Origin of the sequence: Planococcus sp. S3-L1, from assembly GCF_030063085.1 — a bacterium.
Taxonomy (GTDB): Bacteria; Bacillota; Bacilli; order Bacillales_A; family Planococcaceae; genus Planococcus; species Planococcus kocurii.
Window position 1 is genome coordinate 29,601 of the sequence record NZ_JASISN010000016.1, and the last position, 25,149, is coordinate 54,749.

Consider the following 25,149-nt stretch of genomic DNA (forward strand, 5'->3'; position numbering starts at 1 on the left):
CCTCCTCGAGTTTGGTTTTTTATAGGATGTTTAATTGGGGTGCCTGCGTTTTTTGTGTTTCTCTGACAAAAGCTGATACACCGGTTCGGGTCAGCTCTTTGACACCATAAGGTCTCATCAGATCAATAAATGCTTCAATCTTTTCCGGGTCCCCTGTCACTTGAAATGTTGTTACATTTTTGCTCATATCAACCACTGTTGCTCGAAACGGCTCAACGATACTGAGCACTTCATTTCTGACCGCTGGTGGTACAACTACTTTTACTAGTGCAAGCTCTCTCATGACCATAGCTTTATCTGTAATATCATTCACTTTAAGTACATCAATTTGTTTTTGTAGTTGTTTTAGTAATTGTTCTAATTTCCCTCTATCTTCTACATTGACGACAAAAGTCATTTTTGATATGCCAGGCTGTTCTGTATGACCAACAGAGATACTTTCGATATTAAACTGCCGCTTCATAAGCAAACCCGTGACGCGATTTAACACACCACTTTGGTTGATTACCGTCGTTGTAATGACTCGTTTCATTCACCTTTCACTCCGATCATTTCATTCAAGCCTTTGCCTGGCGCTACCATAGGATAAACACATTCTAGTTGCACTACCCGACAATCGATCAAAACCGGCTCGTTTGAATTAAATGCTTCTGCAAACACAACTTCTGCTTCTTCCATCGTTTCTACTTTGTAACCTTTAACGTCATACGCTTCAGCCAGTTTCACAAAATCAGGTTGAACGGGCATCAACGATTGAGAATAGCGACTCTCATAAAACGTTTCCTGCCATTGTCTTACCATTCCTAAGCTTTGATTGTTTAAAATGACAATCTTCACCGGAAGACGAAGCTCTTGAAGCAAGGACAGTTCTTGCAAAGTCATTTGGAATCCGGCATCTCCAACAATAGAAATTACTTGCTCATCGGGTTTTGCTAGTTGCGCACCAATCGCTGCCGGAAAACCGAAGCCCATTGTACCTAAGCCACCTGAAGTTACCCAGTTATGTGGATTATTGAAACGATAATATTGAGCTGCCCACATTTGATGCTGACCAACATCAGTCGTTACCACTGCATCGCCTCTAGTCAAACGATGAATCAGCTCTACCGCTTGTTGAGGAAGGATACCTTCCCGACCTTTTACATGATACTGAAGTGGATATTCTGCTTTATTCTCGAATAATTCCCCTAGCCACTCCGTAGTGTTCGGACTTTCAAATGATTGATTGAGCAACTGGACCAACGCCTCTTTTGCATCTGCAACAATCGGAATTGCGGTCGGTACATTTTTGCCGATTTCTGCTGGATCAATGTCGATATGAATAACTTGAGCATTTGGTGCAAAGTTAGCCAGGTTGCCAGTTAGCCGGTCATCAAATCTGGCGCCAATGTTTAATAACACATCACAATCACAAATTGCTGTATTGGCTGTATAGGTACCGTGCATCCCCGCCATTCCGAGGAATAATTCGTGTTCGCCTCCAACACTTCCTAGCCCGAGTAACGTATTAGTAATTGGAATTTGATGTTTTTCTGAGAATTTCTTTAGCTCTTCTGTCGCTTTAGCGGCAAGTATGCCAGCCCCCGCTAAGATCAAAGGTTTTTTTGATTGTGACAACACTTGCGCAGCTTTTTGAATTTGTAAAAAATTAGGGCTAGTCGTCGGCTGATATCCCGGCAGATAGACTGCCTCTTCTTCTTTAGTAGATAAGAACAATTCCGTCGCAATGTTTTTCGGTATATCTACTAGAACCGGCCCTGGACGTCCAGTAGAAGCAATGTAGAAAGCTTCTTTAATAATTCTTGGTAGATCCGTTACTTTTTTCACTTGATAATTATGCTTTGTAATCGGTTGTGTGATGCCGATGATATCAGCTTCCTGAAAAGCATCGGTTCCGATGACTGAAGTCGCCACCTGACCCGTAAAAATGACTAACGGCAAGGAATCCAGCATAGCATCTGCAATTCCTGTCACTAAATTCGTAGCACCGGGACCAGATGTTGCAAGTACAACGCCCGTCTTACCTGATACCCTTGCATATCCTTCAGCTGCGTGAATAGCGCCTTGTTCATGCCTTGCTAAGATGTGGCGTATCGGATTTTTGTGTAAGGCATCGTAAATCGGTAGCACCGCGCCTCCAGGATAGCCGAATATGATTTCTACGCCTTGATTTTTTAAAGACTGAATCAGTATGTCTGCACCACTGCCTGTCAATTCCTGTTTAACTTCTTCTCTAACCTGTACGTTTACTCCCAATCTTTCCGCCTCCTTTTTTCAGTTTCTTGTGAAATACAAAAAACTTTTTCATCCCTACACAAAGAAACATGTTCTTCGTATAGGGATGAAAAAGTTTCATGGTACCACCCTATTTCACTGCGCAACCGCAGCCTCATGGATAAGCAATGCTTATCCATTGATAACGATGACTTTTCACTTGCAAGTCACCGGGACTACCTAAACAGCCGAAGCTTTTCAGCAATCCACTCAGAGGGGATGTCGCAAATGGTTGTATTACCGGCTTCCACCTGTACCGGCTCTCTGTAAATACGGATTCCATTTGCTTTAACCTCGTCATTGAGTTGAACGTATATTTGATTCTAGAAACTCTGTTTAAACTACGTTTAGATGATCTTCATAAACTTTCACGCCGTCGTTCTGAACAAGTTCTCTGAAGGATTCCAACAAATCATTCGTGATTGGACCTGGTTTTCCTTCGCCAATTACTCGACCATCTACTTTGATGACAGAAATGACTTCAGCAGCAGTTCCTGTTAAAAATACTTCATCTGCAACATACACATCATGTCTTGTGAAAACACCTTCTTGCATGTCATAGCCTTTTTGAGCAGCTACATCCATAATTGCATTTCGTGTAATTCCTTCAAGCGCTCCTACATAACCCGGAGGAGTGATTATTTTTCCCTTTCGAACAATAAAGATGTTATCAGCTGAACCTTCAGCTACATAACCTTGGTCATTTAACATAAGCGCTTCAGAAACGCCTGCAAGGTTAGCTTCAAGTTTTACTAAAATATTATTCATGTAATTCAAGGACTTAACTTTTGGACTCAGTACGTCTGAACGACTTCTTCGTGTAGCGACTGAAACAATTTCGATTCCTGTTTCATACATTGATTTCGGAAACAGGGATAGGGGTTCAGCTATCGCAATTACACTTGGATGAGAACAACTGTAAGGATCTAACCCAAGGTTGCCCACCCCTCTTGAAACGATGAGTCTAATATAAGCATCTTTAAACTTATTCTCTCTAAGTGTTTGAACAACAATATTGGTCATTTCTTCGAAAGTGTGTGGAATCTCAAGCATTACTGATTTTGCAGAATCAAAGAGTCGTTCCAGATGTTCTTCCAGCCGGAAAACATTTCCATTGTAAGAACGGATTCCTTCGAATACTCCATCACCGTACAAAAATCCATGATCATAAACTGAAATTTTAGCGTCTTCCTTTTTTACGAATTCGCCATTCATATAAATTACTTGTTCACTCATGATGTCCACTTCTTTCTCAGAAATTTTATAATATGCAATATATCAAATTCTGTATGTGTTTTGTAAATTGTTGCTATCATATCGTCTATTAAGAAGCCTGTCAATGAGCTTAATTGAAGTTTTTAGCCAATTTTGAATATTAACAATAAATGTATACGTTTTCATTGTTGCTAATACTGCATTTGTGACATTAATTAAAAAGTTTGAATATTTTACGAACAACTAGCTATTCAAGCAATACATCTCTATCATTCATGGTGACAACGCAAAAAAGACCCTATCTCATTGGTAATGAGATAGGGTCTTTTATAACACTTAGCAGTTATTACTTAGTAATTGTAGCAACAACGCCAGCGCCTACAGTACGTCCACCCTCACGGATAGAGAACTTAGTTCCTTCTTCAAGTGCGATAGGAGAGATTAGAGAAACGATCATTTCGATGTTATCTCCAGGCATAACCATTTCTACACCTTCAGGAAGGTTACAAACACCAGTTACATCAGTTGTACGGAAGTAGAACTGTGGACGGTAGTTTGTGAAGAATGGAGTATGACGTCCACCCTCTTCTTTTGAAAGAACGTAAACTTCCGCTCTGAATTCAGTATGTGGAGTAATTGTGCCTGGTTTAGCCAATACTTGTCCACGTTGAACGTCATCACGAGAAACTCCGCGAAGAAGTGCGCCAATGTTGTCGCCAGCTTCAGCATAGTCAAGTAATTTACGGAACATTTCTACACCAGTTACAGTTGTAGATTTTGGTTCTTCAGTAAGACCAATGATATCAACGTTATCACCGATTTTGATTTGTCCACGTTCAACGCGTCCAGTAGCAACAGTTCCACGGCCAGTGATTGAGAATACATCCTCAACAGGCATCATGAATGGTTTTTCAGTATCACGTGGTGGAGTAGGGATATACTCATCAACCGCGTTCATTAATTCAACGATTTTGTCTTCCCACTCAGCTTCTCCTTCAAGAGCTTTAAGAGCAGATCCTTTGATGACAGGAATGTCATCGCCAGGGAAGTCATATTCAGAAAGAAGATCGCGGACTTCCATTTCAACTAGTTCAAGAAGTTCTTCGTCATCTACCATATCGCATTTGTTCATGAATACAACTAGGTAAGGAACACCGACTTGACGTGAAAGAAGGATGTGCTCACGAGTTTGTGGCATTGGGCCGTCAGCAGCAGATACTACTAAGATTCCGCCGTCCATTTGAGCAGCACCAGTAATCATGTTTTTAACATAATCGGCGTGTCCAGGGCAATCTACGTGTGCGTAGTGGCGAGATTCAGTTTCATACTCAACGTGTGAAGTATTGATTGTGATACCGCGCTCTTTTTCTTCAGGTGCGTTATCGATTTGAGCGTAAGAACGAGCTTCTCCGCCTGATTTTTTAGCAAGAACTGTAGCGATTGCTGCAGTCAAAGTTGTTTTACCGTGATCGACGTGACCAATTGTACCAATATTTGCATGTGTTTTAGAGCGATCAAATTTAGCTTTTCCCATTAGAAAAATCCTCCTCGAAATGTAAGTGAATGTTTGTTTGAAGTGCTGAGAATAATAGGGCCCTATTATTCTCAGCATACAAACTATTTATACGTGATTAAAGATCAAAATTCAATTATTGACCTTTATTTTTTTTGATGATTTCTTCAGAAATTGATTTCGGTACTTCTTCATAGTGATCGAAGTGCATTGAGAACACACCACGGCCTTGCGTATTTGAACGCAATGAAGTTGCATAACCGAACATCTGTGCAAGAGGTACCATAGAACGAACAACTTGTGCGTTTCCGCGAGCGTCCATACCTTCTACGCGGCCTCGGCGTGACGTAATGTCACCCATGATATCCCCAAGGTATTCCTCAGGAATAACAACCTCAACGCGCATGATAGGCTCAAGAAGAACTGGATTAACTTTAGAAATTGCATTTTTAAGTGCCATAGAAGCAGCTACTTTAAATGCCATTTCGTTCGAGTCAACATCATGGTAAGATCCGTCGAACAAACGAGCTTTGATATCGATCAAAGGATATCCGGCAATAACACCGTTGTCTAGAGAGTCGCGAAGACCCGCTTCAACTGCTGGGATGTATTCACGCGGAACAACACCACCAACGATACCATTTTCAAATTCAAAACCTGCTCCTTCTTCGTTTGGAGAGAACTCAATCCAAACGTGTCCGAATTGTCCACGTCCACCCGATTGGCGCACGAATTTACCTTCAACTTTAGCAGACTGACGGAATGTCTCACGGTAAGATACCTGAGGTGCACCCACGTTAGCTTCTACGTTGAATTCACGACGCATACGGTCAACTAGGATATCAAGGTGAAGTTCACCCATACCCGCGATGATTGTTTGGCCAGTTTCCTGGTCAGTGTGCGCACGGAAAGTTGGATCTTCTTCTTGCAATTTAGCAAGGGCTTGACCCATTTTATCTTGATCGGCTTTTGATTTAGGCTCCACAGAAAGTGAAATAACTGGTTCTGGGAATACCATACGCTCAAGAATTACTTGTTGTTTCTCGTCACTTAACGTATCACCTGTTGATGTATCTTTAAGGCCGATAGCAGCAGCAATATCTCCGCAATATACTTCAGCGATTTCTTCACGAGAGTTTGCATGCATTTGTAGGATACGTCCAACGCGCTCACGCTTACCTTTAGAAGAGTTCTGAACATATGAACCAGATTTAAGAGAACCAGAATACACACGGAAGAAAGTTAACTTTCCAACATATGGATCTGTCATTACTTTAAACGCAAGCGCTGAGAATGGCTCGTCTTCGCTAGGTTTACGTAATACTTCTTCGTCTGAGTCCGGAAGAACACCAGTCATTGGTGGTACATCTAATGGAGATGGTAGGTAATCAATTACTGCATCAAGCATTAATTGAACCCCTTTGTTTTTAAATGCAGTTCCGCAAACTACTGGATAAAACTCAACGTCTAGTGTTCCTTTACGGATACCAGCTTTAAGTTCTTCAACAGTAATTTCTTCGCCACTAAGGTATTTTTCCATCAAATCTTCGTCAAGCTCAGCAACAGCTTCCACTAATTTAGTGTGCCATTCCTCAGCAAGTTCTTTGTGATCTTCAGGAATCTCACCTTCAGTAATTTCAGTTCCTAAATCGTTAGCGTAGAAATGTGTTTTCATTTCAACTAAATCAATGATTGCTGAAAAGTTATCTTCTGCACCGATTGGCAACTGAATCGGGTGAGCATTAGCTTGTAGACGCTCATGCAACGTACCTACAGAGTATAAGAAGTCCGCGCCGATTTTATCCATTTTGTTGATAAATACGATGCGTGGAACTCCGTAAGTTGTAGCTTGACGCCAAACAGTTTCAGTTTGAGGCTCAACACCTGATTGAGCATCAAGAACTGTAACCGCACCATCAAGTACGCGCAACGAACGTTCAACTTCAACAGTGAAGTCTACGTGTCCTGGAGTATCAATAATGTTAACACGGTGTTCTTTCCATGAAGCTGTTGTAGCAGCAGACGTAATTGTAATTCCGCGCTCCTGCTCTTGCTCCATCCAGTCCATTTGAGAAGCACCTTCATGCGTTTCCCCAATTTTGTGGATTTTACCAGTGTAGTATAAAATACGCTCCGTAGTAGTCGTTTTACCAGCATCGATGTGTGCCATGATCCCGATATTACGTGTTTTGTCTAAGGAGAACTCTCTAGCCATGTTGTTTTTCTCCTTCCGTTTCGGATTAAGATGTAAACATCTCGAAAGAAATTACCAGCGATAGTGAGCAAATGCTTTATTTGCTTCCGCCATTTTATGAATATCTTCGCGTTTCTTAACAGCTGCACCAGTGTTGTTAGCAGCATCTAAAATTTCATTAGCCAAACGCTCTTCCATTGTTTTCTCTCCACGAAGACGTGAATAGTTTACAAGGTAGCGAAGACCTAGAGTTGAACGACGTTCTGGACGAACTTCAACCGGTACCTGGTAGTTTGCACCACCAACACGGCGAGCGCGTACTTCAAGAACTGGCATAACGTTAGCCAAAGCTTGTTCGTATACTTCAATTGGATCTTTACCGCTGCGTTCTTTAACTAACTCAAACGCTCCGTATAAGATTTTTTGTGAAGTACCTCTTTTTCCGTCAACCATCATTTTATTAATTAAGCGTGTCACCAATTTTGAATTATAAATTGGATCTGGCAACACATCACGTTTAGCTACAGGACCTTTACGAGGCATGTATGTTCCTCCTTTCAACGAATTCTCTTCGTTAATTTAAGATATTATTTTTTTACTTTAGGACGTTTAGTTCCGTATTTAGAACGGCTTTGCATACGGCCGTTTACTCCAGCTGTATCAAGTGCTCCACGTACGATATGGTAACGTACACCCGGTAAATCTTTTACGCGTCCGCCGCGAAGAAGAACTACACTGTGCTCTTGAAGGTTGTGACCTTCTCCAGGGATGTAAGCATTAACCTCAATTTGGTTTGTCAAACGTACACGCGCATATTTACGCAATGCGGAGTTTGGTTTTTTCGGTGTCATTGTACCAACACGAGTACATACTCCACGTTTCTGTGGTGATGTCACGTTAGTTTGAGCCTTTTTGAAGCTGTTATACCCTTTGTTTAGCGCTGGTGAACCCGATTTAGTAGTCTTCGGTTTACGAGGCTTGTTAACTAATTGGTTAATTGTAGGCATCGATTTTTTCCTCCTCTCAAAAGGTGTTCTAATACCACATATCCAGGTGGTTCATTTTTGGGTAAAAAACAAAGTCTTTGTGATTTACACAAAAACTGTTATCCAGTAATCGCCACAGCAGCTGCACCGACATTAATGCCATATGCTTTGCCAAGCTTCAATCGTGAATCTGCAAATCCGACCCGAATACCTTTTTCTAAGGCTAGTTGGATAATCTGTTCGGTCATTCGATCGTCTGCGTCTTTTGCCACTATTATCTCTTGGACAATACCGCTTTTTATCGCTTTTACTGTCTGCTTTGTACCGATGATCATTTCACTTGTCTGTTTTACTTTTTCATTAGACATTCACATATCCTCCAAAGCGTTAGACCGTTAACCATCAACCCTTAACATATTATCATTCTATGCTAATGCTGTCAACTGAATTCTTAAAAAATCCCGAGGAGATTATTTAGAACCTCCCCGGAATCTAATACATTTATTTTATGACTCTGTACCGACACTTTCTTGCTTCGCCGCTTTTTCGCTTTGAGCAATTCTGATTTGACGGTAACGCTGCATTCCTGTTCCAGCTGGAACAAGTTTACCGATAATAACGTTCTCTTTCAATCCTAGAAGCTCATCACGTTTCCCTTTAATCGCTGCATCTGTTAAGACGCGAGTCGTTTCTTGGAAAGATGCGGCTGATAAGAATGATTCTGTTTCAAGAGAAGCTTTTGTAATCCCTAGAATTACGGGACGGCTTGTCGCTGGTAAGTTACCTTCTAGAACCGCTTTAACATTGGCTTCAGTAAATTGATGAATATCCAAAAGTGAACCTGGTAGCAATTCAGTATCACCGGCTTCAATTACGCGAACTTTACGGAACATTTGACGAACCATAACTTCTACGTGCTTATCGCCGATTTCAACACCCTGCATACGGTATACTTTTTGAACTTCTTTCAATAGATAAACTTGAACAGCTTGAACGTCTTTTACTTGTAGCAATTGTTTCGGATCAATTGAACCATCTGTCAATACTTCGCCTCGAACAATAGCATCGTCTACTTGAACCTTGATACGAGCATTATAAGGTGCTAAGTATTTACGCGTTTCAACGTCACCTTGAATCGTTACTTCTTTTTGGCCTTCGCGAATTTCGTCAATTTCAGTAACGATACCTGTAATTTCAGAAATAACGGCTTGACCTTTCGGATTACGCGATTCAAATATTTCTTGGATACGCGGAAGACCTTGTGTAATATCGTCTCCTGCAACACCGCCTGTATGGAATGTACGCATCGTAAGCTGAGTTCCTGGTTCTCCGATTGATTGAGCCGCAATAATACCAACTGCTTCGCCCACTTCAACTTCGTCTCCAGTTGCCAAGTTCGTTCCGTAACATTTCTTACAAATACCGTGTTTTGTGTTACATGTAAACGCAGAACGAATTGTCACTTCTTTAATGCCTGCCTCAAGAATGAGACGAGTCAAGTCTTGTGTGATCAGTTCATCTTTCGCTACAATAATCTCTTTAGTTTCCGGATGGCGAATTGTTTTCTTAGCATGACGACCAACGATACGCTCGTGCAGCTCTTCAATCACTTCTGTGCCTTCCATTAACGCCCCTACCAACAAGCCTCTATCAGTTCCGCAGTCATTTTCGCGAACAATTGCATCTTGTGCAACATCTACTAAACGACGAGTTAAGTAACCAGAATCGGCTGTTTTAAGTGCTGTATCGGCAAGACCTTTACGAGCACCGTGAGTTGAGATGAAATATTCAAGTACTGTCAATCCTTCACGGAAGGATGATTTGATCGGAAGTTCGATAATACGCCCAGCCGGGTTGGCCATCAATCCGCGCATACCAGCAAGCTGTGTAAAGTTGGAAGCATTACCACGAGCTCCGGAATCACTCATCATAAAGATTGGGTTTAAGTTATCAAGAGATGCCATCAGTTTGCCCTGAATGATATCTTTTGCATTACTCCAATACGAAATGACACGTGCATAGCGTTCTTCTTCTGTAATCAATCCACGACGGAATTGTTTCATTACTTTGTCTACATTTTCTTGTGCGCTAATTAAAATTTCTCCCTTGTCTGGAAGAACTACAATATCTGACACACCAACAGTAATGCCGGCTTGTGTCGAATACTTAAATCCAAGACTCTTCATGCGATCTAGCATTTTTGAAGTTTCCGTAATATGGAAACGTTTAAATACTTCAGCAATAATTTCTCCGAGAATTTTCTTTTTAAATGGCGTTACAAGTTCGGCTTCTTCAATATGCTTGCGAATATCCGTTGTTGTAGCAACAAAGTATTTCGCTGGCGTTTCCACCTGCAAGTTAAAGTCAGTCGGTTCATTGATATATGGGAATGACTTCGGCAGAATTTCATTGAAAATAATTTTACCAACAGATGTCAATAAAAGCATTTTGTTTTGTTCTTCTGTGAACGTCGGGTTGTTAACAGCTCCAGCTTGAATCGCAATACGTGTATGCAAATGCACATGGCCTGTTTGATAAGCGATCATGACTTCTTCAGGTCCTGAGAAAGTTGCGCCTTCTCCTGTAGCACCTTTACGCTCAAGTGTTAAGTAATAGTTTCCTAAAACCATATCCTGAGATGGTGTTACAACAGGTTTTCCGTCTTTTGGATTCAAAATGTTTTGAGCTGCAAGCATTAGTAGTCTTGCTTCTGCTTGTGCTTCAGATGATAAAGGTACGTGAACAGCCATTTGGTCACCGTCGAAATCGGCATTGTATGCAGTACATACAAGCGGGTGAAGGCGAATTGCTTTTCCTTCAACTAACGTTGGTTCAAATGCCTGAATACCTAGTCTGTGAAGAGTTGGTGCTCGGTTCAATAGAACCGGATGCTCCTTGATAACATCTTCCAGTACATCCCAAACTTCAGAATGAAGACGTTCGATTTTACGTTTTGCGCTCTTAATGTTATGAGCCAATCCACGTTCAACCAATTCCTTCATCACAAAAGGTTTAAACAATTCAATTGCCATTCCTTTTGGCAAACCACATTGGTACATTTTCAAGTTAGGTCCAACTACGATTACTGAACGACCTGAATAATCTACTCGTTTACCAAGAAGGTTTTGACGGAAGCGTCCTTGTTTACCTTTTAACATATGAGAAAGAGATTTCAATGGACGGTTACCAGGTCCAGTAACCGGACGGCCACGACGACCATTATCAATTAATGCATCAACAGCTTCTTGAAGCATGCGTTTTTCGTTTTGAACGATAATGCTTGGTGCACCAAGATCCAAAAGACGTTTCAAACGGTTGTTCCGGTTGATTACACGACGATAAAGGTCATTTAAATCGGAAGTCGCAAAGCGGCCTCCATCTAATTGAACCATCGGACGAAGTTCAGGTGGAATAACAGGAAGCACATCTAAAATCATCCAATCAGGGTTGTTTCCTGAGTTACGGAATGACTCAACGACTTCAAGGCGTTTAATCGCACGAGTACGACGTTGACCTTGTGCCGTTTTTAACTCTTCTTTTAAAGAATCCGTTTCGCGCTCAAGGTCAATTTCTTGTAACAGACGTTTGATTGCTTCTGCTCCCATAGCCGCTTGGAATTTCTTGCCAAACTTATCACGGTAAGCGCGGTATTCTTTTTCAGATAAAAGCTGTTTCTTTTCAAGTGGTGTATCTGCAGGATCAATTACTACATAAGAAGCAAAGTAAATTACTTCTTCAAGTGAACGCGGTGACATATCTAAGATAAGTCCCATACGGCTCGGAATTCCTTTGAAATACCAAATGTGTGAAACTGGAGCAGCTAATTCAATATGCCCCATGCGCTCGCGGCGAACTTTTGAACGTGTAACTTCAACGCCACAACGATCACAGACAACACCTTTATAACGAACACGTTTGTATTTACCACAATGACATTCCCAATCCTTCGTAGGACCGAAAATACGTTCGCAGAACAAACCATCTTTTTCAGGTTTTAGTGTACGGTAATTGATTGTTTCTGGCTTTTTGACTTCTCCATAAGACCATGAGCGAATTTTATCGGGTGACGCTAATCCGATCTTCATATACTCAAAATTATTAACATCTATCAAGGAGCCTACCTCCCTTTTGTCTCGAGTTTCTGTACGGCTCTTCCTCGGTAATGGCTAAGCGAATAAATGGAGAACGGCCGGTTACAGCCGTTCGAATCCAATCGTTATTAATCAATTGTTCCAACCGGTGCTTCTTTATCTGCGATTGGTAGGATATTCAATGAATCCGCAGGCTGAAGATCTTCTTCTTCATCCAAATCGCGTAATTCAATTTCTTCATCATCAATCGTCAACATCTTAACGTCCATACCTAAACTTTGAAGCTCTTTGATTAGAACTTTAAATGATTCCGGCACACTTGGTTCCGGTACACTTTCGCCCTTAACAATTGCTTCATACGTTTTCACACGACCTACAACATCATCCGACTTAACTGTTAAGATTTCTTGTAATGTATGTGCAGCACCATATGCTTCTAGTGCCCATACTTCCATCTCACCAAAACGCTGTCCACCGAATTGTGCTTTACCACCCAGTGGTTGTTGAGTAACCAATGAGTAAGGTCCAGTTGAACGGGCATGCAATTTATCGTCAACCATGTGAGCAAGTTTGATCATGTACATAATCCCTACAGACACACGGTTATCGAACGCTTCCCCAGAACGACCATCATAGAGAATCGTCTTACCATCAAGTGGCATACCTGACTCTTCCATTGTTTCCAACACATCTTCTTCATTCGCTCCATCAAATACAGATGAAGCCATATGAATTCCAAGTGAACGAGAAGCCATTCCAAGATGCAATTCAAGCACCTGACCGATATTCATACGAGACGGTACACCCAGTGGGTTCAACATAATGTCGACTGGTGTGCCATCAGGCATAAATGGCATATCTTCTTCAGGTAAAATCCTTGAAATAACACCTTTGTTTCCGTGACGACCGGCCATTTTATCACCCACAGAAATTTTACGTTTCTGAACGATGTATGCGCGGACTAGCTGATTAACACCCGGTGGTAGTTCATCTCCATCTTCACGGTTGAAGATTTTAACGTCCAATACAATACCGCCAGCACCGTGAGGAACTCGCAACGATGTATCGCGAACTTCGCGTGCTTTTTCACCAAAAATAGCATGAAGAAGACGTTCTTCAGCAGTTAATTCAGTAACGCCTTTAGGTGTTACTTTACCAACTAGAATATCTCCATCTTTTACTTCAGCTCCGACACGGATAATTCCACGGTCATCCAAGTTACGTAATGCGTCTTCCCCTACGTTCGGAATATCGCGCGTAATTTCTTCTGGTCCAAGTTTTGTATCACGTGAATCAGATTCGTACTCTTCTATGTGGACAGATGTGTAAACATCGTCTTTCACTAAACGTTCACTCATGATGATCGCATCTTCGTAGTTAAAGCCGTCCCACGTCATGAAGGCTACCAATACGTTTCTTCCCAATGCCATCTCTCCGCGCTCCATTGAAGGTCCATCGGCTAGAATATCACGTTTAGAAATACGGTCTCCAACTTTAACGATTGGGCGTTGGTTATAACTTGTCCCTTGGTTCGAACGAACGAATTTCTGCAATCTGTAGACATCCAAGTCACCCTTAACTTCATTGCCATCCACAACTTCGATGCGGCGAACTGAAATTTCTTTTGCTTCCACAAACTCTACAATACCGTCATTTTTTGCCACCACAGCTGCACCAGAATCACGTGCCGCCAAATGTTCCATTCCAGTTCCTACAAAAGGAGCTTCCGGATTTAACAAAGGAACTGCTTGACGTTGCATGTTCGCTCCCATTAATGCTCGGTTGGAGTCATCGTTTTCTAGAAATGGAATACAAGCTGTTGCTACGGAAACGACCTGCTTCGGAGAAACATCCATATAGTCAATGCTGCCGCGTTTGTAAATTGTGTTTTCCCCGCGGAAACGTGCCACAATGCCTTCTTCAACAAATGATCCATCGTCATTTAATTTCGAGTTAGCTTGAGCGACTACATAGTTATCTTCTTCATCCGCAGTCAAGTAATCAATATGCTGTGTAACTAAGCCAGTTTCACCATCTACACGACGATAAGGAGTTTCAATGAAACCAAACTTATTCACTTTCGCAAATGTTGAAAGTGTATTGATCAATCCAATGTTCGGGCCCTCAGGCGTTTCAATTGGACACATACGGCCATAATGTGAATAGTGAACGTCACGCACTTCAAAACCTGCACGTTCACGCGTTAAACCACCGGGCCCAAGAGCCGATAGACGGCGTTTGTGTGTCAATTCAGCAAGTGGATTCGTTTGATCCATAAACTGAGAAAGCTGAGAACTACCGAAGAACTCTTTAATTGATGCAATAACCGGGCGGATATTGATCAATTGTTGAGGTACGATGGCTTGTGTATCGTTAATCGACATACGCTCACGCACGACGCGCTCCATACGAGACAAACCAATACGGAATTGGTTTTGTAAAAGCTCACCTACTGAACGCAAACGGCGGTTACCAAGATGATCAATGTCATCTGTGTTTCCAACACCGTAAAGAAGGTTAAAGAAGTAACTAATAGAAGAAATAATATCCGCTGGCGTTACATTTTTAATCTTATCTTCTATATAAGCATTACTAATCACGGTGATTTCTTTTTGATCTTCGTTGTTCGGCGCATAAATTTTAATCGACTGTAAAGTAACTTCACCTTCTAGAACGCCACCTACTTGAGAAACCGTATGGAAACCAACACCGTTTTCTAAGTTTGGAATTAAACGATCCAGTACACGACGATCAATTAATGTCCCTGCTTCAACTAAAATTTCACCTGTTTCAGGATCTGCCAATGTTTCGGCAATTGTTTGGTTGAAAAGACGGTTTTTAATATGGAGCTTTTTGTTCATTTTGTAGCGACCAACATTTGCTAAGTCATAGCGTTTTGGATCGAAAAAGCGTGAATATAGTAAGCTCTTCGCACTTTCAACCGTTGGTGGCTCACCAGGGCGCAAGCGTTCATAAATTTCAAGAAGCGCCTTTTCTGTGCTCTCTGTATTATCTTTTTCAAGTGTGTTTTGAAGGAATTCGTTATCTCCAAGCAAATCAATGATTTCTTGGTCTGATCCAAATCCAAGAGCTCTTAAAAGAACTGTTACTGGCAATTTACGTGTACGATCAATTCTGACATACACGACATCTTTCGCATCTGTTTCGTACTCCAACCATGCTCCACGGTTAGGTATAACAGTTGCTCCAAAGCCTTTTTTACCATTTTTATCTGTCTTGTCGTGGAAATAAACACTTGGCGAACGAACTAACTGGGAAACGATAACGCGTTCTGCGCCATTGATGACGAAAGTACCCGTTTCTGTCATTAATGGGAAATCTCCCATGAAGACATCCTGCTCTTTTACTTCGTCTGTTTCTTTGTTGTGCAGACGCACTTTAACACGCAAAGGTGCTGCGTAAGTAACGTCGCGCTCTTTCGATTCATCGACTGGATACTTCGGTTCCGCGAGACTGTAATCAACAAACTCGAGTGATAGATTCCCTGTGAAATCTTCAATCGGTGAAATATCTCGGAACATTTCGCGAAGCCCTTCTTCGAGAAACCATTCATAAGATGATGATTGAATTTCGATCAAGTTCGGAAGATCCAGCACTTCACTGATTCTCGAAAAACTTCTGCGTTGACGATGTTGACCGTACTGAACTAGTTGACCTACCAACTTATTCACCCCTCAATAAAACGATTATAGGTCTTTGCGATTTCTACAAAATAGTGTATGATATCGAAAAGACAAAAAGAAAACGAGGCTAAAATAGCTCATTTTCGGTTTACACGTGATTAGCTCTGTCGCCATGCCAAGCCCGAAAAAGGGCAAACGACCTCAAAATAATAAATTTTGCATTTCATTATAATAACACAGGCGTTTTGTCAAGTCAAACTTTTCTGGCTTCAAAAATAAAGTAACCTTTCTTCTTATCAACCACTCTTACTTCTCCGAAAAGTTCTTCTAATTTCACTTGTGTAGAAGGAGCACCTTGCTTTTTTTGAATAACTACCCACAATGATCCACCATCCATTAACTTTGCAGCTGCTTCTTCATAAAAACGGAAAATAGTTTCTTTTCCAGCCCTAATTGGCGGATTTGTTAGGATAGCTGAGAAATCATCAATTTCAACCGCAGCTAATCCGTCACTTTCATAAATCTGGACATTGGAGATCTCATTTTTTTCAACATTTGTTTTCGCTAGTTCAATAGCTCGTGTATTCACATCTATCATATGAACTTGTTTTTGAGGAAATGCTTTTGCGATTGCCATCCCGATCGGCCCGTAACCACAACCCACATCCAGCATAGGTCCATCAATATCAGCTTCTCTGAATGCCTCGATTAATAAACGCGAACCAAAATCGACTTCACTTTTGCTGAAAACTCCTGTATCGGTTTGGAATCGGAATTTTTCGCCGCGTAACACATCTGTCCACTCTCGAGGATTGCTTTTTATTTGAGGATTTTTAGAATAATAATGTTGAGACATATAACGTCCTCCTTGCATTCACCTTATTACGGACAATGTCCGCCCTGCAAATAAATTTAAAAAGAAGAAAAGCCCGTCGGTATACACTGACGAGCTTTCCTTTCTTTTTTATGAATTCATGAAATTACTTAACTTCTACTGAAGCGCCAACTTCTTCAAGTTTGCCCTTCATTTCTTCAGCGTCTTCTTTAGATACGCCTTCTTTGATTGCTTTAGGAGCTTCGTCTACAAGTGCTTTTGCTTCTTTAAGACCAAGACCAGTGATTTCGCGTACTGCTTTGATTACTTTGATTTTTGAATCGCCTGCAGAAGTAAGAATAACGTCAAATTCAGTTTGTTCTTCTTCAGCAGCAGCGCCAGCACCAGCAGCAGCAACAGGAGCAGCAGCAGTTACGCCGAACTCTTCTTCGATTGCTTTTACTAGGTCGTTTAGTTGAAGAACTGTCATTTCTTTGATTGCGTCTAAGATTTGTTCTTGTGTCATTATAGTTTCCTCCTATTGATAGGTAATATTTTTTGTCTTGCTTAGCCGGCTAACTTATTAAGCGCCTTGTTCTTCTTTTTGATCTGCAACTGCTTTTGTTGTAGCTGCAAAGTTGCGGATTGGAGCTTGTAGTACGCTGAGTAGCATAGATAGCAAGCCATCACGTGATGGAAGTTCTGCCAATGCTTTCATATCGTCAGCAGATGCGACTACACCTTCAATAACGCCCGCTTTGATTTCAAGCGCTTCATTCGCTTTAGCGAAGTTATTGATGATTCTTGCTGGTGCTACTACATCTTCGTTAGAAAATGCAATTGCGTTTGGTCCTGTAAAGTGTTCGTTGATTGCTTCAAGTCCGTGCATTTCAGTCGCACGACGAGTCATTGAGTTTTTGTAAACTTTAAACTCAACGCCTGCTTCACGAAGCTGTTTACGAAGTTCTGTTAATTGTGCAACGTTCAATCCACGGTAATCAACAACTACAACTGACGCTGCAGCATTGAATTTATCAGCGATTGTTTGCACGACAACTTTTTTCGTTTCAACTGCTTTGCTCATTTTGGCACCTCCTATAGATTTTTCATTTATACCGTCCATAAGAAAAGCCTCTGGTCCATTACAGACACAGAGGCATAAAATCAGCATCAAAAAGATGTTTACTGAATTCATCATGTCCTCGGCAGGGATAAATTAAGCGACTAGCGCCCCTACTGTCTGCGGTACAAATGGGTATTTCACAACTCCGCTAGTATAGCAGAGCAGAAATACGATGTCAATATATTATTTAGCAACTACTTTAGATGGATCCACTTTAACAGCAGGCCCCATTGTAGTAGTAACGTTTAATGATTTGATGTACGTACCTTTAGCAGAAGATGGCTTCGCTTTTAATACTACGTCATAGATCGCTTCTAAGTTTTCAGCAAGTTTGCTGTCATCAAAAGAAACTTTTCCGATTGGCGCATGGATAATACCTGTTTTGTCTGCACGGTATTCCACTTTACCCGCTTTGATTTCTTGAACAGCTTTCGTTACGTCAAAAGTAACTGTACCTGTTTTAGGGTTTGGCATTAAGCCTTTTGGTCCTAAAACGCGTCCAAGTTTACCAACTTCACCCATCATGTCAGGAGTTGCAACGATCACGTCGAAGTCAAACCATCCTTGTTGGATTTTTTGGATATATTCAGCGTCGCCTACGAAATCAGCACCAGCTGCTTCAGCTTCTTTAAGTTTTTCGCCTTTAGCAAAAACCAATACGCTTTGAGTTTTACCAGTTCCGTTTGGAAGTACTACTGCCCCACGGATTTGCTGGTCGTTCTTACGCGTGTCGATTCCTAGACGGAAAGCCACTTCCACTGTAGCGTCAAAGTTCACCGTGCTTGCTTTTTTCGCAAGTTCGATTGCTTCTTTCGCTTCGTATTGTTTTGAGCGGTCGATTAATTTTTGTGCGTCTTGCAATTTTTTGCCTGTTTTAGCCATTTTAAACGTCCTCCTTGTTGTGGTATAACGGAATGAACCTCCCACGATTAAAGGCTGCGCGGTTCATGATGAACTGCGCAACCCATCCAAAAACAACTACTAGAATTAGTCTTCGATTGTAATGCCCATACTGCGAGCAGTACCTTCAACCATCAACATTGCAGCTTCTACTGAAGCAGCATTTAGATCTGGCATTTTAGTTTCTGCTATTTCGCGAACTTTGTCGCGTTTCACAGTCGCTACTTTATTGCGGTTCGGTTCGCCTGAACCTGATTCAATACCGGCTGCTACTTTTAATAGAACAGCTGCGGGCGGAGTTTTCGTAATGAATGTAAATGAACGATCTTCAAATACTGAAATCTCAACTGGAATGATCAGTCCTGCTTGATCTGCCGTACGCGCGTTAAACTCTTTACAGAATCCCATGATGTTAACACCTGCTTGACCCAATGCTGGACCAACTGGTGGCGCTGGATTAGCTTTTGCTGCAGGTATCTGCAATTTTACAACTTTAACAACTTTTTTAGCCACGAAACACACCTCCTTAAGTCCGTGATGTGGTAATAGGGTTGCCCCTCCCACTCAATATCTGTCTGTCAACGATGTTGATAGAATTAGCTAAATTGTACAGAGTGTCCTATGACAGTCTGACCTTTGAAATAATACCATTAATAATTCAGAATAGCAAGGGACTTTTATACTTTTTGAACTTGCTCGAAATCCAGTTCCATTTTGGTTTCGCGACCAAAGATGTCAATCGCTACTTTTACTTTGCCTTTTGTATCATCAATTTCCTCGACTTTTCCTTGGAAATTAGCAAATGGCCCTTCCATTACTTCAACTGTATCCGCAACCGCAAAGTCAATGTCCACTTTGCGTTCTGTCATACCCATTTGTTTCAAGATAAATTCAACTTCTTCATCTAATAACGGCGTTGGTTTTGCTCCTCCACCCGATGAACCGATAAATCCTGTAACACCCGGTGTATTTCTGACTACATACCAAGATTCATCTGTCATGATCAATTCAACCAAAACATATCCCGGGAAGGTCTTACGCATTACTGTACGCTTTTTACCATCTTTAAAATCTGTTTCTTGTTCTTCGGGAATGATGACGCGAAAGATCAGATCTTCCATACCCATTGTTTCGACACGCTTTTCTAAATTTGCTTTAACTTTGTTTTCATACCCGGAATACGTGTGGACTACATACCAATTTTTCTCCATAATCGTGCGGACTAAACGTCCATCCCTCCTTTTTAACCAAATGAAAAAACCCGTTCTCATAGAATGACGGGCTATTTTTTATGCGTTATTCTTATCGAACAACTTATAATGCTACGAACCAACGGAATAATTCCGAGATGCCTGCATCGACTATTGTGAAAAAGAGAGCCATAAAAATACAAGTAGAAAGAACAACGATTGTATAACGAGTTAGTTCTTTTCGTTTCGGCCAGCTTACTTTCCGCATTTCCGAAACGACATTTTTAAAGAAACCGCTAATGTTACCCATTATTTTAAAAACCTCCGAATTTCAAAATCACTCTATATCGCCCGGCATTCAGTTAAATTCATATCGTTTGTTTATGCACGGTATGCTCATTGCAATGAGCACAGAATTTTTTGAGTTCCAAACGTGTGCTAGCTTCTGCTTTCGCAGGAACCGTATAATTACGAGATGCACATTTTGAGCAGCTTAATACAATTTTTTTGACCACAGTATCACCTTATTTATATTTAAAGCTTTTTCAAGGTTATCACCTTAAAACAGCCCTGTCAACCGCACTTCAGGAGCTTGGCATCTCATTGATCTGTAAGTGACGCTCAAGTTTTCTCTTGACTCGCTGTAATGCGTTATCAATTGATTTTACATGGCGTTCAAGCTTTTCTGAAATTTCTTGATAAGATTGACCATCTAAATAAAGGGCTAACACTTCACGTTCCAGTTCACTTAGTACTTCTCCCATTTTTTCTTCCATATACTGAAACTCTTCGTTATGAATGACCAAATCTTCCGGATCGTCTACGCCATTGCCCGTCAGTACATCCATTAAAGTCCGGTCAGACTCTTCATCGTAAATTGGCTTGTCCAACGAGATATACGAATTTAACGGAATATGCTTCTGTCGAGTTGCTGTTTTAATAGCGGTGATGATTTGACGAATAATACATAATTCCGCAAATGCACGAAACGAAGATAATTTATCACTTTTAAAATCTCGAATCGCCTTGTATAAACCAATCATGCCTTCTTGAATAATGTCTTCTTTGTCAGCGCCGATCAGAAAATACGAGCGGGCTTTCATTCGAACAAAAGGACGGAACTTTGTAATCAAAAAATCCAGTGCTTCCGTATTTCCACTGTGGACTAAACTGACAAGTTCCTCATCTGTCATACCGGTGAATCGTTGGGGCTGAACTTGATCATGATTTTCCACGGGTGATCCCTCCGATTGCGTGAGCCTCGATATCTTCAGTATACAGGAAGAAAAAAATGAGCGTCAACCGTTCATTTCAAGCCTCTTCGCCATTTTTCGAAAATTTCCGCTACTTCTCCAGACAGCGGTATCTTTGAAATCCCGCGCTGCTCCTGGATTTCTTTTACTTTTTTAGTGATGTTCTCCTGTATTTCAGTCGTTTCAATTTCTAGTTCTCTTGCTGAAATTCGTAGAGCTCCTTTACCAAAAATAACCCATTGCTCTGTTAAATCCGAAGTTGCTACATAAACTTGGTCGCGGCGAGTATGCAAGCTTGTCGCCAATTTTTCGATCCGTTCATCTGCCGTTTCACTTTCTTTTGTGTAAATGACTTCAACATCGTGGTGCAGATTTTTGGCTTCAATTCCCGGAACAAGGTGAGCGTCAAAAACGATGATAACACGCCATCCCTTATAGCTCCGGTATTCAGCCATCCGCTCTATAAGACGATCTCTAGCATTCGCCAATTTATCTTTTTTCAGTTCCTGCAGTTCGACCCAGTCCCCAATGATATTGTATCCATCAACCAGCAGAATATTCATGGCATTAATCCAATGGATTGCGCTTTCTATAAACTTCGTACATCAACAAGCTTGCTGCTACTGACGCATTAAGCGACGTGACATGACCTACCATAGGCAATTGATAAAGAAAATCACATTTTTCACGCAAAATCCGACTCATGCCTTTGCCTTCGCTGCCAATAATAACGGCTAGTGGCAAAGATGCATCCATTTTTCGGTAATCAACCGACTCTTTTGCATCAGTACCGGCAATCCATACCCCGCGCTTTTTTAGTTCATCTACAGTTTGTGACAAGTTATTAATGCGCACGACTGGCACATGCTCAATCGCGCCCGTTGAAGCTTTTGCCACAACCCCAGTCAAACCAACTGCACGACGCTTTGGAATAATCAAACCATGAACGCCAATTGCATCCGCTGTTCTCATGATAGAACCCAAATTATGTGGATCTTCTAACTCATCTAAGATCAAGAAAAATGGATCTTCACTCTTTGCCGAAGCTGCTGCAAACAAATCATCCAAACTTGCGTAATTATAAGCAGCTACTGCTGCCGCGATTCCTTGATGATTAGTATCCGTCAAACCGTCAATTTTTTTCTTTGGAACTGACTGGACAATGACGCCTCTGTCTTTTGCCAACTGCAATAATTCAGTAATACCTTTTTTCTGGACACCTTCAGCAATCCAGATTTTATTAATATCCCGGTCTGCTCGTAACGCTTCGAGTACGGGGTTCTTACCGCCAATTATTTCCGGTGCCAACTCTTCTTCAGTCATTTCAATCCGCCTCCCAGCTCTTCAATGATCTCAATCGCATAGGAAATGATTTCGTCCACACGCGCTTGTTCTTCTTTTAAATACAACCAGCCCAGTACCGCTTCAAAAGCGGTACTGAAATTATAAGTTTGTACGTCGGTATTCTTTGGTACGGACCCAGACTTGGCGTTGCGTCCTCTTCTCATGATTGCCAATTCGGCTTCTGTTAAAAACCCTTCTTCTGTCAACCTCTTTAACACTACTGCTTGCGCTTTAGCAGAAACGAAAGTAGTTGATTGGCGATGCAAAATATTCGGTTTTGAACGGCCAGAGCGTAATAAATGCTCACGTACTGCTTGCTCATAGACCGCATCTCCCATATAGGCAAGTGCAAGTGCATTGAGTTGATCTACATCGTTTTTTCGTAAAATAGTCAATTTATTGCCCCTCGTTTCCAGCGTGTCCCTTGCGCTGTATCTTCTAAAATGATATTTTTTTCTTTGAATAAATCACGGATTTCATCTGCCCGTGCAAAGTCACGATTTTTACGCGCTTCAATGCGTTCGATCATCAAAGCTTCTACTTCTTCGTCTAGCAGTTCTTTTTTCTGACTGAACGGTAAGCCTAAAACACCAGCCAACTCATCAAACACCGCGAGGAATGTTTCCAAAACCGTTGTTGCTGTTTGTTTTTCCAATAAATACGTATTAGATAAGCGAGATAAGTCGAAAAGACTAGAAATCGCATTTGCTGTATTAAAGTCATCATCCATTGTTTCAATAAACGCCGCTTTAATCGTGTCGATTTTGTTAATCCAACTATCTGAATGGTCGCCGAGGTCAGCAGACACACTCAATCGGTGATTTAAGTTAGCATAAGCTGTACGCAGTCGCTCTAGTCCAGCAACTGCATCTTCTACTAATTGCTGCGAGTAGTTGATTGGGTGACGGTAATGAACCGACAACATAAAGAAACGTAGCACTTGTGGGTCCATCTCTTTTAATATATCGGTTACCAACACAAAATTATTCAGCGACTTCGACATTTTTTCATTATCAATATTGATATACCCGTTGTGCATCCAATAACGCGCAAATGGCTTGCCAGTGAACGCTTCAGATTGAGCAATTTCATTTTCGTGATGCGGGAACGTTAAATCTTGTCCGCCTGCGTGAATATCAATCGTATCACCCAAATGTTCGCGCGCCATTACCGAGCACTCGATGTGCCAACCCGGACGCCCTTTCCCCCATGGACTATCCCATGAAATTTCTTTTGGTTTTGCCGCTTTCCATAGTACGAAATCTAGCTCATCTTCTTTTTTATCACCTGTTTCAATACGAGCACCAATCTTCAATTCATCAACTGATTGATGAGACAACTTGCCGTAACCATCAAATTTTCGCGTACGGTAGTAAACATCTCCTTGTGACTCGTAAGCGTAATCTTTTTCAATTAGCGCTTGAATAAACTCAATAATTTGCGCCATATGATCTGTTACGCGCGGGTGCACATCTGCCTCCGTACAACCAAGTGCTTTCGTATCTTCAAAGTAAGCGGCGATAAAACGCTCCGCAATCTCTGGTACTTCTTGACCCAGCTCATTAGCCGCTTTGATCAATTTATCGTCAACATCTGTAAAATTGGATACGTACTTCACATTATAACCGCGGTATTCTAAATGACGACGAACGGTGTCATAAACGATAACCGGACGCGCGTTACCAATGTGAATATAATTATAAACAGTCGGTCCGCAGACATACATTTTCACTTTACCCTCTTCTAATGGAACAAAGGTTTCTTTTTGTCTGGATAATGAATTAAAAATTTGGATTGTCATAAACGACGCCCTTCTTCCTGTGTTACTTGTTTTAGTTGTTCGATTTCCTGTTGCAATTTAGCAATTTTTACTTCCATCCCATCACATTTATCCATAACAGGGTCTGGCATATGTTGATGGTTTAAATCTTGTTTTACTTTCATACCATTTTGAATGACCACTTTGCCTGGAATTCCGACTACCGTAGAATTCATCGGGACATTTTTTAAAACGACCGATCCGGCTCCGACTTTGGAATTAGCACCAATAATAATAGAACCTAACACTTTGGCGCCTGTCGCAACTAAAACATTATCTTCTAATGTCGGATGACGTTTACCACGTTCTTTACCCGTACCACCTAATGTGACACCTTGATACAAAGTAACATTATCACCGATTTCACAAGTTTCTCCAATAACAACACCCATACCATGGTCAATAAAGAACCTGCGGCCAATAACGGCACCTGGATGAATTTCGATGCCTGTAAAAAAGCGGCTAATTTGCGAGATCACACGGGCAATAAAAAACAATTTATTCTTAAAAAAGAAATGTGCTAGTCGATGTGCCCAAATGGCATGGAGACCGGAATAAGTTAACATAACTTCCCAATAATTACGCGCTGCCGGGTCTTGTTCAAAAATGACATCCACATCATCTTTCAATAACTTAAACATTTGTCTCGCTTCCTTTCTGATCCAAAATAAAAAGCGCCCCTGTCATATACATGACAGAGACGCTTAGTTGCGCGGTTCCACTCTGATTAAAAGAACAGCTCGTCCTTTTCTCTCGAAAGCCTATAACGCAGGCAAAACGTCTGGTCTA

At 41.3% G+C, this 25,149-nt stretch carries 24 protein-coding genes and 2 other annotated features (1 of these 26 cut by a window edge); all 24 genes read right to left on the bottom strand.

Going from position 1 to position 25,149, the window contains the following annotated elements:
- Positions 1-19 precede the first annotated feature (19 nt).
- Positions 20-532 carry an acetolactate synthase small subunit gene (gene ilvN / locus QMF37_RS13745; RefSeq protein WP_058386732.1) on the bottom strand — a complete coding sequence of 171 codons (513 nt, stop codon included), beginning with the start codon at positions 530-532 and terminating at the stop codon, positions 20-22.
- A complete protein-coding gene (gene ilvB / locus QMF37_RS13750) occupies positions 529-2,256 on the bottom strand; it encodes a biosynthetic-type acetolactate synthase large subunit (protein ID WP_078080012.1) in 1,728 nt (575 codons plus the stop codon). Before ilvB ends, ilvN begins: the two co-directional genes overlap by 4 nt.
- Positions 2,257-2,610: 354 nt before the next feature.
- Positions 2,611-3,510, bottom strand: a complete 900-nt coding sequence (gene ilvE, locus QMF37_RS13755) for a branched-chain-amino-acid transaminase (protein WP_071153305.1) — start codon at positions 3,508-3,510, stop codon at positions 2,611-2,613.
- Between the two features lie 325 nt (positions 3,511-3,835).
- Positions 3,836-5,023: an elongation factor Tu gene (gene tuf / locus QMF37_RS13760; RefSeq protein WP_058386734.1), complete on the bottom strand. Its 1,188-nt coding sequence runs from the start codon at positions 5,021-5,023 to the stop codon at positions 3,836-3,838.
- A 115-nt stretch (positions 5,024-5,138) separates the two neighbouring features.
- Positions 5,139-7,217 (bottom strand): elongation factor G, encoded by a 2,079-nt coding sequence (fusA, locus tag QMF37_RS13765; protein ID WP_058386735.1) that lies wholly within the window; start codon positions 7,215-7,217, stop codon positions 5,139-5,141.
- A gap of 51 nt (positions 7,218-7,268) precedes the next feature.
- The gene (rpsG, locus tag QMF37_RS13770) at positions 7,269-7,739 is read right to left on the bottom strand and encodes a 30S ribosomal protein S7 (RefSeq protein WP_058386736.1); all 471 of its coding nucleotides are present in this window, start codon (positions 7,737-7,739) and stop codon (positions 7,269-7,271) included.
- 44 nt (positions 7,740-7,783) lie between these two features.
- Positions 7,784-8,203, bottom strand: coding sequence for a 30S ribosomal protein S12 (gene rpsL, locus QMF37_RS13775; RefSeq protein WP_058386737.1), 420 nt, complete (start codon positions 8,201-8,203; stop codon positions 7,784-7,786).
- Positions 8,204-8,301: 98 nt separating this feature from the next.
- Positions 8,302-8,550, bottom strand: coding sequence for a ribosomal L7Ae/L30e/S12e/Gadd45 family protein (locus QMF37_RS13780; RefSeq protein ID WP_071153302.1), 249 nt, complete (start codon positions 8,548-8,550; stop codon positions 8,302-8,304).
- Positions 8,551-8,688: 138 nt separating this feature from the next.
- Complete coding sequence (gene rpoC, locus QMF37_RS13785; protein ID WP_283478585.1) at positions 8,689-12,294, bottom strand: DNA-directed RNA polymerase subunit beta'; 3,606 nt, start codon at positions 12,292-12,294, stop codon at positions 8,689-8,691.
- A gap of 107 nt (positions 12,295-12,401) precedes the next feature.
- Positions 12,402-15,956 (bottom strand): DNA-directed RNA polymerase subunit beta, encoded by a 3,555-nt coding sequence (gene rpoB / locus QMF37_RS13790; RefSeq protein WP_058386740.1) that lies wholly within the window; start codon positions 15,954-15,956, stop codon positions 12,402-12,404.
- Positions 15,957-16,170: 214 nt separating this feature from the next.
- Positions 16,171-16,773: a class I SAM-dependent methyltransferase gene (locus QMF37_RS13795; protein ID WP_071153301.1), complete on the bottom strand. Its 603-nt coding sequence runs from the start codon at positions 16,771-16,773 to the stop codon at positions 16,171-16,173.
- A 124-nt stretch (positions 16,774-16,897) separates the two neighbouring features.
- The gene (gene rplL / locus QMF37_RS13800; RefSeq protein ID WP_058386742.1) at positions 16,898-17,257 is read right to left on the bottom strand and encodes a 50S ribosomal protein L7/L12; all 360 of its coding nucleotides are present in this window, start codon (positions 17,255-17,257) and stop codon (positions 16,898-16,900) included.
- Positions 17,258-17,314: 57 nt separating this feature from the next.
- Positions 17,315-17,815: a 50S ribosomal protein L10 gene (gene rplJ, locus QMF37_RS13805; RefSeq protein WP_058386743.1), complete on the bottom strand. Its 501-nt coding sequence runs from the start codon at positions 17,813-17,815 to the stop codon at positions 17,315-17,317.
- Positions 17,816-17,846: 31 nt separating this feature from the next.
- Positions 17,847-17,995 (bottom strand) — a sequence feature (ribosomal protein L10 leader region).
- A 42-nt stretch (positions 17,996-18,037) separates the two neighbouring features.
- Positions 18,038-18,736 carry a 50S ribosomal protein L1 gene (rplA, locus tag QMF37_RS13810; protein WP_058386744.1) on the bottom strand — a complete coding sequence of 233 codons (699 nt, stop codon included), beginning with the start codon at positions 18,734-18,736 and terminating at the stop codon, positions 18,038-18,040.
- A gap of 105 nt (positions 18,737-18,841) precedes the next feature.
- The gene (gene rplK, locus QMF37_RS13815) at positions 18,842-19,267 is read right to left on the bottom strand and encodes a 50S ribosomal protein L11 (RefSeq protein ID WP_006828906.1); all 426 of its coding nucleotides are present in this window, start codon (positions 19,265-19,267) and stop codon (positions 18,842-18,844) included.
- A gap of 164 nt (positions 19,268-19,431) precedes the next feature.
- The gene (nusG, locus tag QMF37_RS13820; protein WP_058386745.1) at positions 19,432-19,965 is read right to left on the bottom strand and encodes a transcription termination/antitermination protein NusG; all 534 of its coding nucleotides are present in this window, start codon (positions 19,963-19,965) and stop codon (positions 19,432-19,434) included.
- Between the two features lie 103 nt (positions 19,966-20,068).
- A complete protein-coding gene (secE, locus tag QMF37_RS13825) occupies positions 20,069-20,254 on the bottom strand; it encodes a preprotein translocase subunit SecE (RefSeq protein WP_058386746.1) in 186 nt (61 codons plus the stop codon).
- Positions 20,255-20,312: 58 nt separating this feature from the next.
- On the bottom strand, positions 20,313-20,459 hold the full coding sequence (rpmG, locus tag QMF37_RS13830) for a 50S ribosomal protein L33 (RefSeq protein WP_078080010.1): 147 nt from the start codon (positions 20,457-20,459) through the stop codon (positions 20,313-20,315).
- A gap of 69 nt (positions 20,460-20,528) precedes the next feature.
- Entirely contained in the window at positions 20,529-21,179 is a 651-nt protein-coding gene (sigH, locus tag QMF37_RS13835) for an RNA polymerase sporulation sigma factor SigH (RefSeq protein WP_058386747.1), read from the bottom strand.
- A gap of 71 nt (positions 21,180-21,250) precedes the next feature.
- Positions 21,251-21,760, bottom strand: coding sequence for an NYN domain-containing protein (locus QMF37_RS13840; protein WP_071153299.1), 510 nt, complete (start codon positions 21,758-21,760; stop codon positions 21,251-21,253).
- Between the two features lie 4 nt (positions 21,761-21,764).
- On the bottom strand, positions 21,765-22,520 hold the full coding sequence (gene rlmB, locus QMF37_RS13845) for a 23S rRNA (guanosine(2251)-2'-O)-methyltransferase RlmB (RefSeq protein ID WP_071153298.1): 756 nt from the start codon (positions 22,518-22,520) through the stop codon (positions 21,765-21,767).
- Positions 22,517-22,936, bottom strand: a complete 420-nt coding sequence (locus tag QMF37_RS13850) for a Mini-ribonuclease 3 (protein ID WP_058386750.1) — start codon at positions 22,934-22,936, stop codon at positions 22,517-22,519. The genes rlmB and QMF37_RS13850 overlap by 4 nt, the downstream gene beginning before the upstream one ends.
- Complete coding sequence (cysS, locus tag QMF37_RS13855) at positions 22,933-24,342, bottom strand: cysteine--tRNA ligase (protein ID WP_283478587.1); 1,410 nt, start codon at positions 24,340-24,342, stop codon at positions 22,933-22,935. Before cysS ends, QMF37_RS13850 begins: the two co-directional genes overlap by 4 nt.
- Positions 24,339-25,001, bottom strand: a complete 663-nt coding sequence (epsC, locus tag QMF37_RS13860) for a serine O-acetyltransferase EpsC (protein WP_283478588.1) — start codon at positions 24,999-25,001, stop codon at positions 24,339-24,341. Before epsC ends, cysS begins: the two co-directional genes overlap by 4 nt.
- A 52-nt stretch (positions 25,002-25,053) precedes the next feature.
- Positions 25,054-25,149: a binding site (T-box leader), on the bottom strand; it runs 122 nt beyond the window's last position.

Bases quoted from the DNA above. Each gene is read 5' to 3' on its own strand.
- nusG (WP_058386745.1), bottom strand. From the start codon at position 19,965: ATGGAGAAAAATTGGTATGTAGTCCACACGTATTCCGGGTATGAAAAC.
- rlmB (WP_071153298.1), bottom strand. From the start codon at position 22,520: ATGACTGAAGAAGAGTTGGCACCGGAAATAATTGGCGGTAAGAACCCC.
- epsC (WP_283478588.1), bottom strand. From the start codon at position 25,001: ATGTTTAAGTTATTGAAAGATGATGTGGATGTCATTTTTGAACAAGAC.
- cysS (WP_283478587.1), bottom strand. From the start codon at position 24,342: ATGACAATCCAAATTTTTAATTCATTATCCAGACAAAAAGAAACCTTT.
- tuf (WP_058386734.1), bottom strand. From the start codon at position 5,023: ATGGGAAAAGCTAAATTTGATCGCTCTAAAACACATGCAAATATTGGT.
- QMF37_RS13780 (WP_071153302.1), bottom strand. From the start codon at position 8,550: ATGTCTAATGAAAAAGTAAAACAGACAAGTGAAATGATCATCGGTACA.
- ilvE (WP_071153305.1), bottom strand. From the start codon at position 3,510: ATGAGTGAACAAGTAATTTATATGAATGGCGAATTCGTAAAAAAGGAA.
- ilvN (WP_058386732.1), bottom strand. From the start codon at position 532: ATGAAACGAGTCATTACAACGACGGTAATCAACCAAAGTGGTGTGTTA.
- rplA (WP_058386744.1), bottom strand. From the start codon at position 18,736: ATGGCTAAAACAGGCAAAAAATTGCAAGACGCACAAAAATTAATCGAC.
- rpsL (WP_058386737.1), bottom strand. From the start codon at position 8,203: ATGCCTACAATTAACCAATTAGTTAACAAGCCTCGTAAACCGAAGACT.
- rpsG (WP_058386736.1), bottom strand. From the start codon at position 7,739: ATGCCTCGTAAAGGTCCTGTAGCTAAACGTGATGTGTTGCCAGATCCA.
- fusA (WP_058386735.1), bottom strand. From the start codon at position 7,217: ATGGCTAGAGAGTTCTCCTTAGACAAAACACGTAATATCGGGATCATG.
- rplL (WP_058386742.1), bottom strand. From the start codon at position 17,257: ATGACACAAGAACAAATCTTAGACGCAATCAAAGAAATGACAGTTCTT.
- QMF37_RS13795 (WP_071153301.1), bottom strand. From the start codon at position 16,773: ATGTCTCAACATTATTATTCTAAAAATCCTCAAATAAAAAGCAATCCT.
- rplJ (WP_058386743.1), bottom strand. From the start codon at position 17,815: ATGAGCAAAGCAGTTGAAACGAAAAAAGTTGTCGTGCAAACAATCGCT.
- secE (WP_058386746.1), bottom strand. From the start codon at position 20,254: ATGGGTAACATTAGCGGTTTCTTTAAAAATGTCGTTTCGGAAATGCGG.
- QMF37_RS13840 (WP_071153299.1), bottom strand. From the start codon at position 21,760: ATGAATATTCTGCTGGTTGATGGATACAATATCATTGGGGACTGGGTC.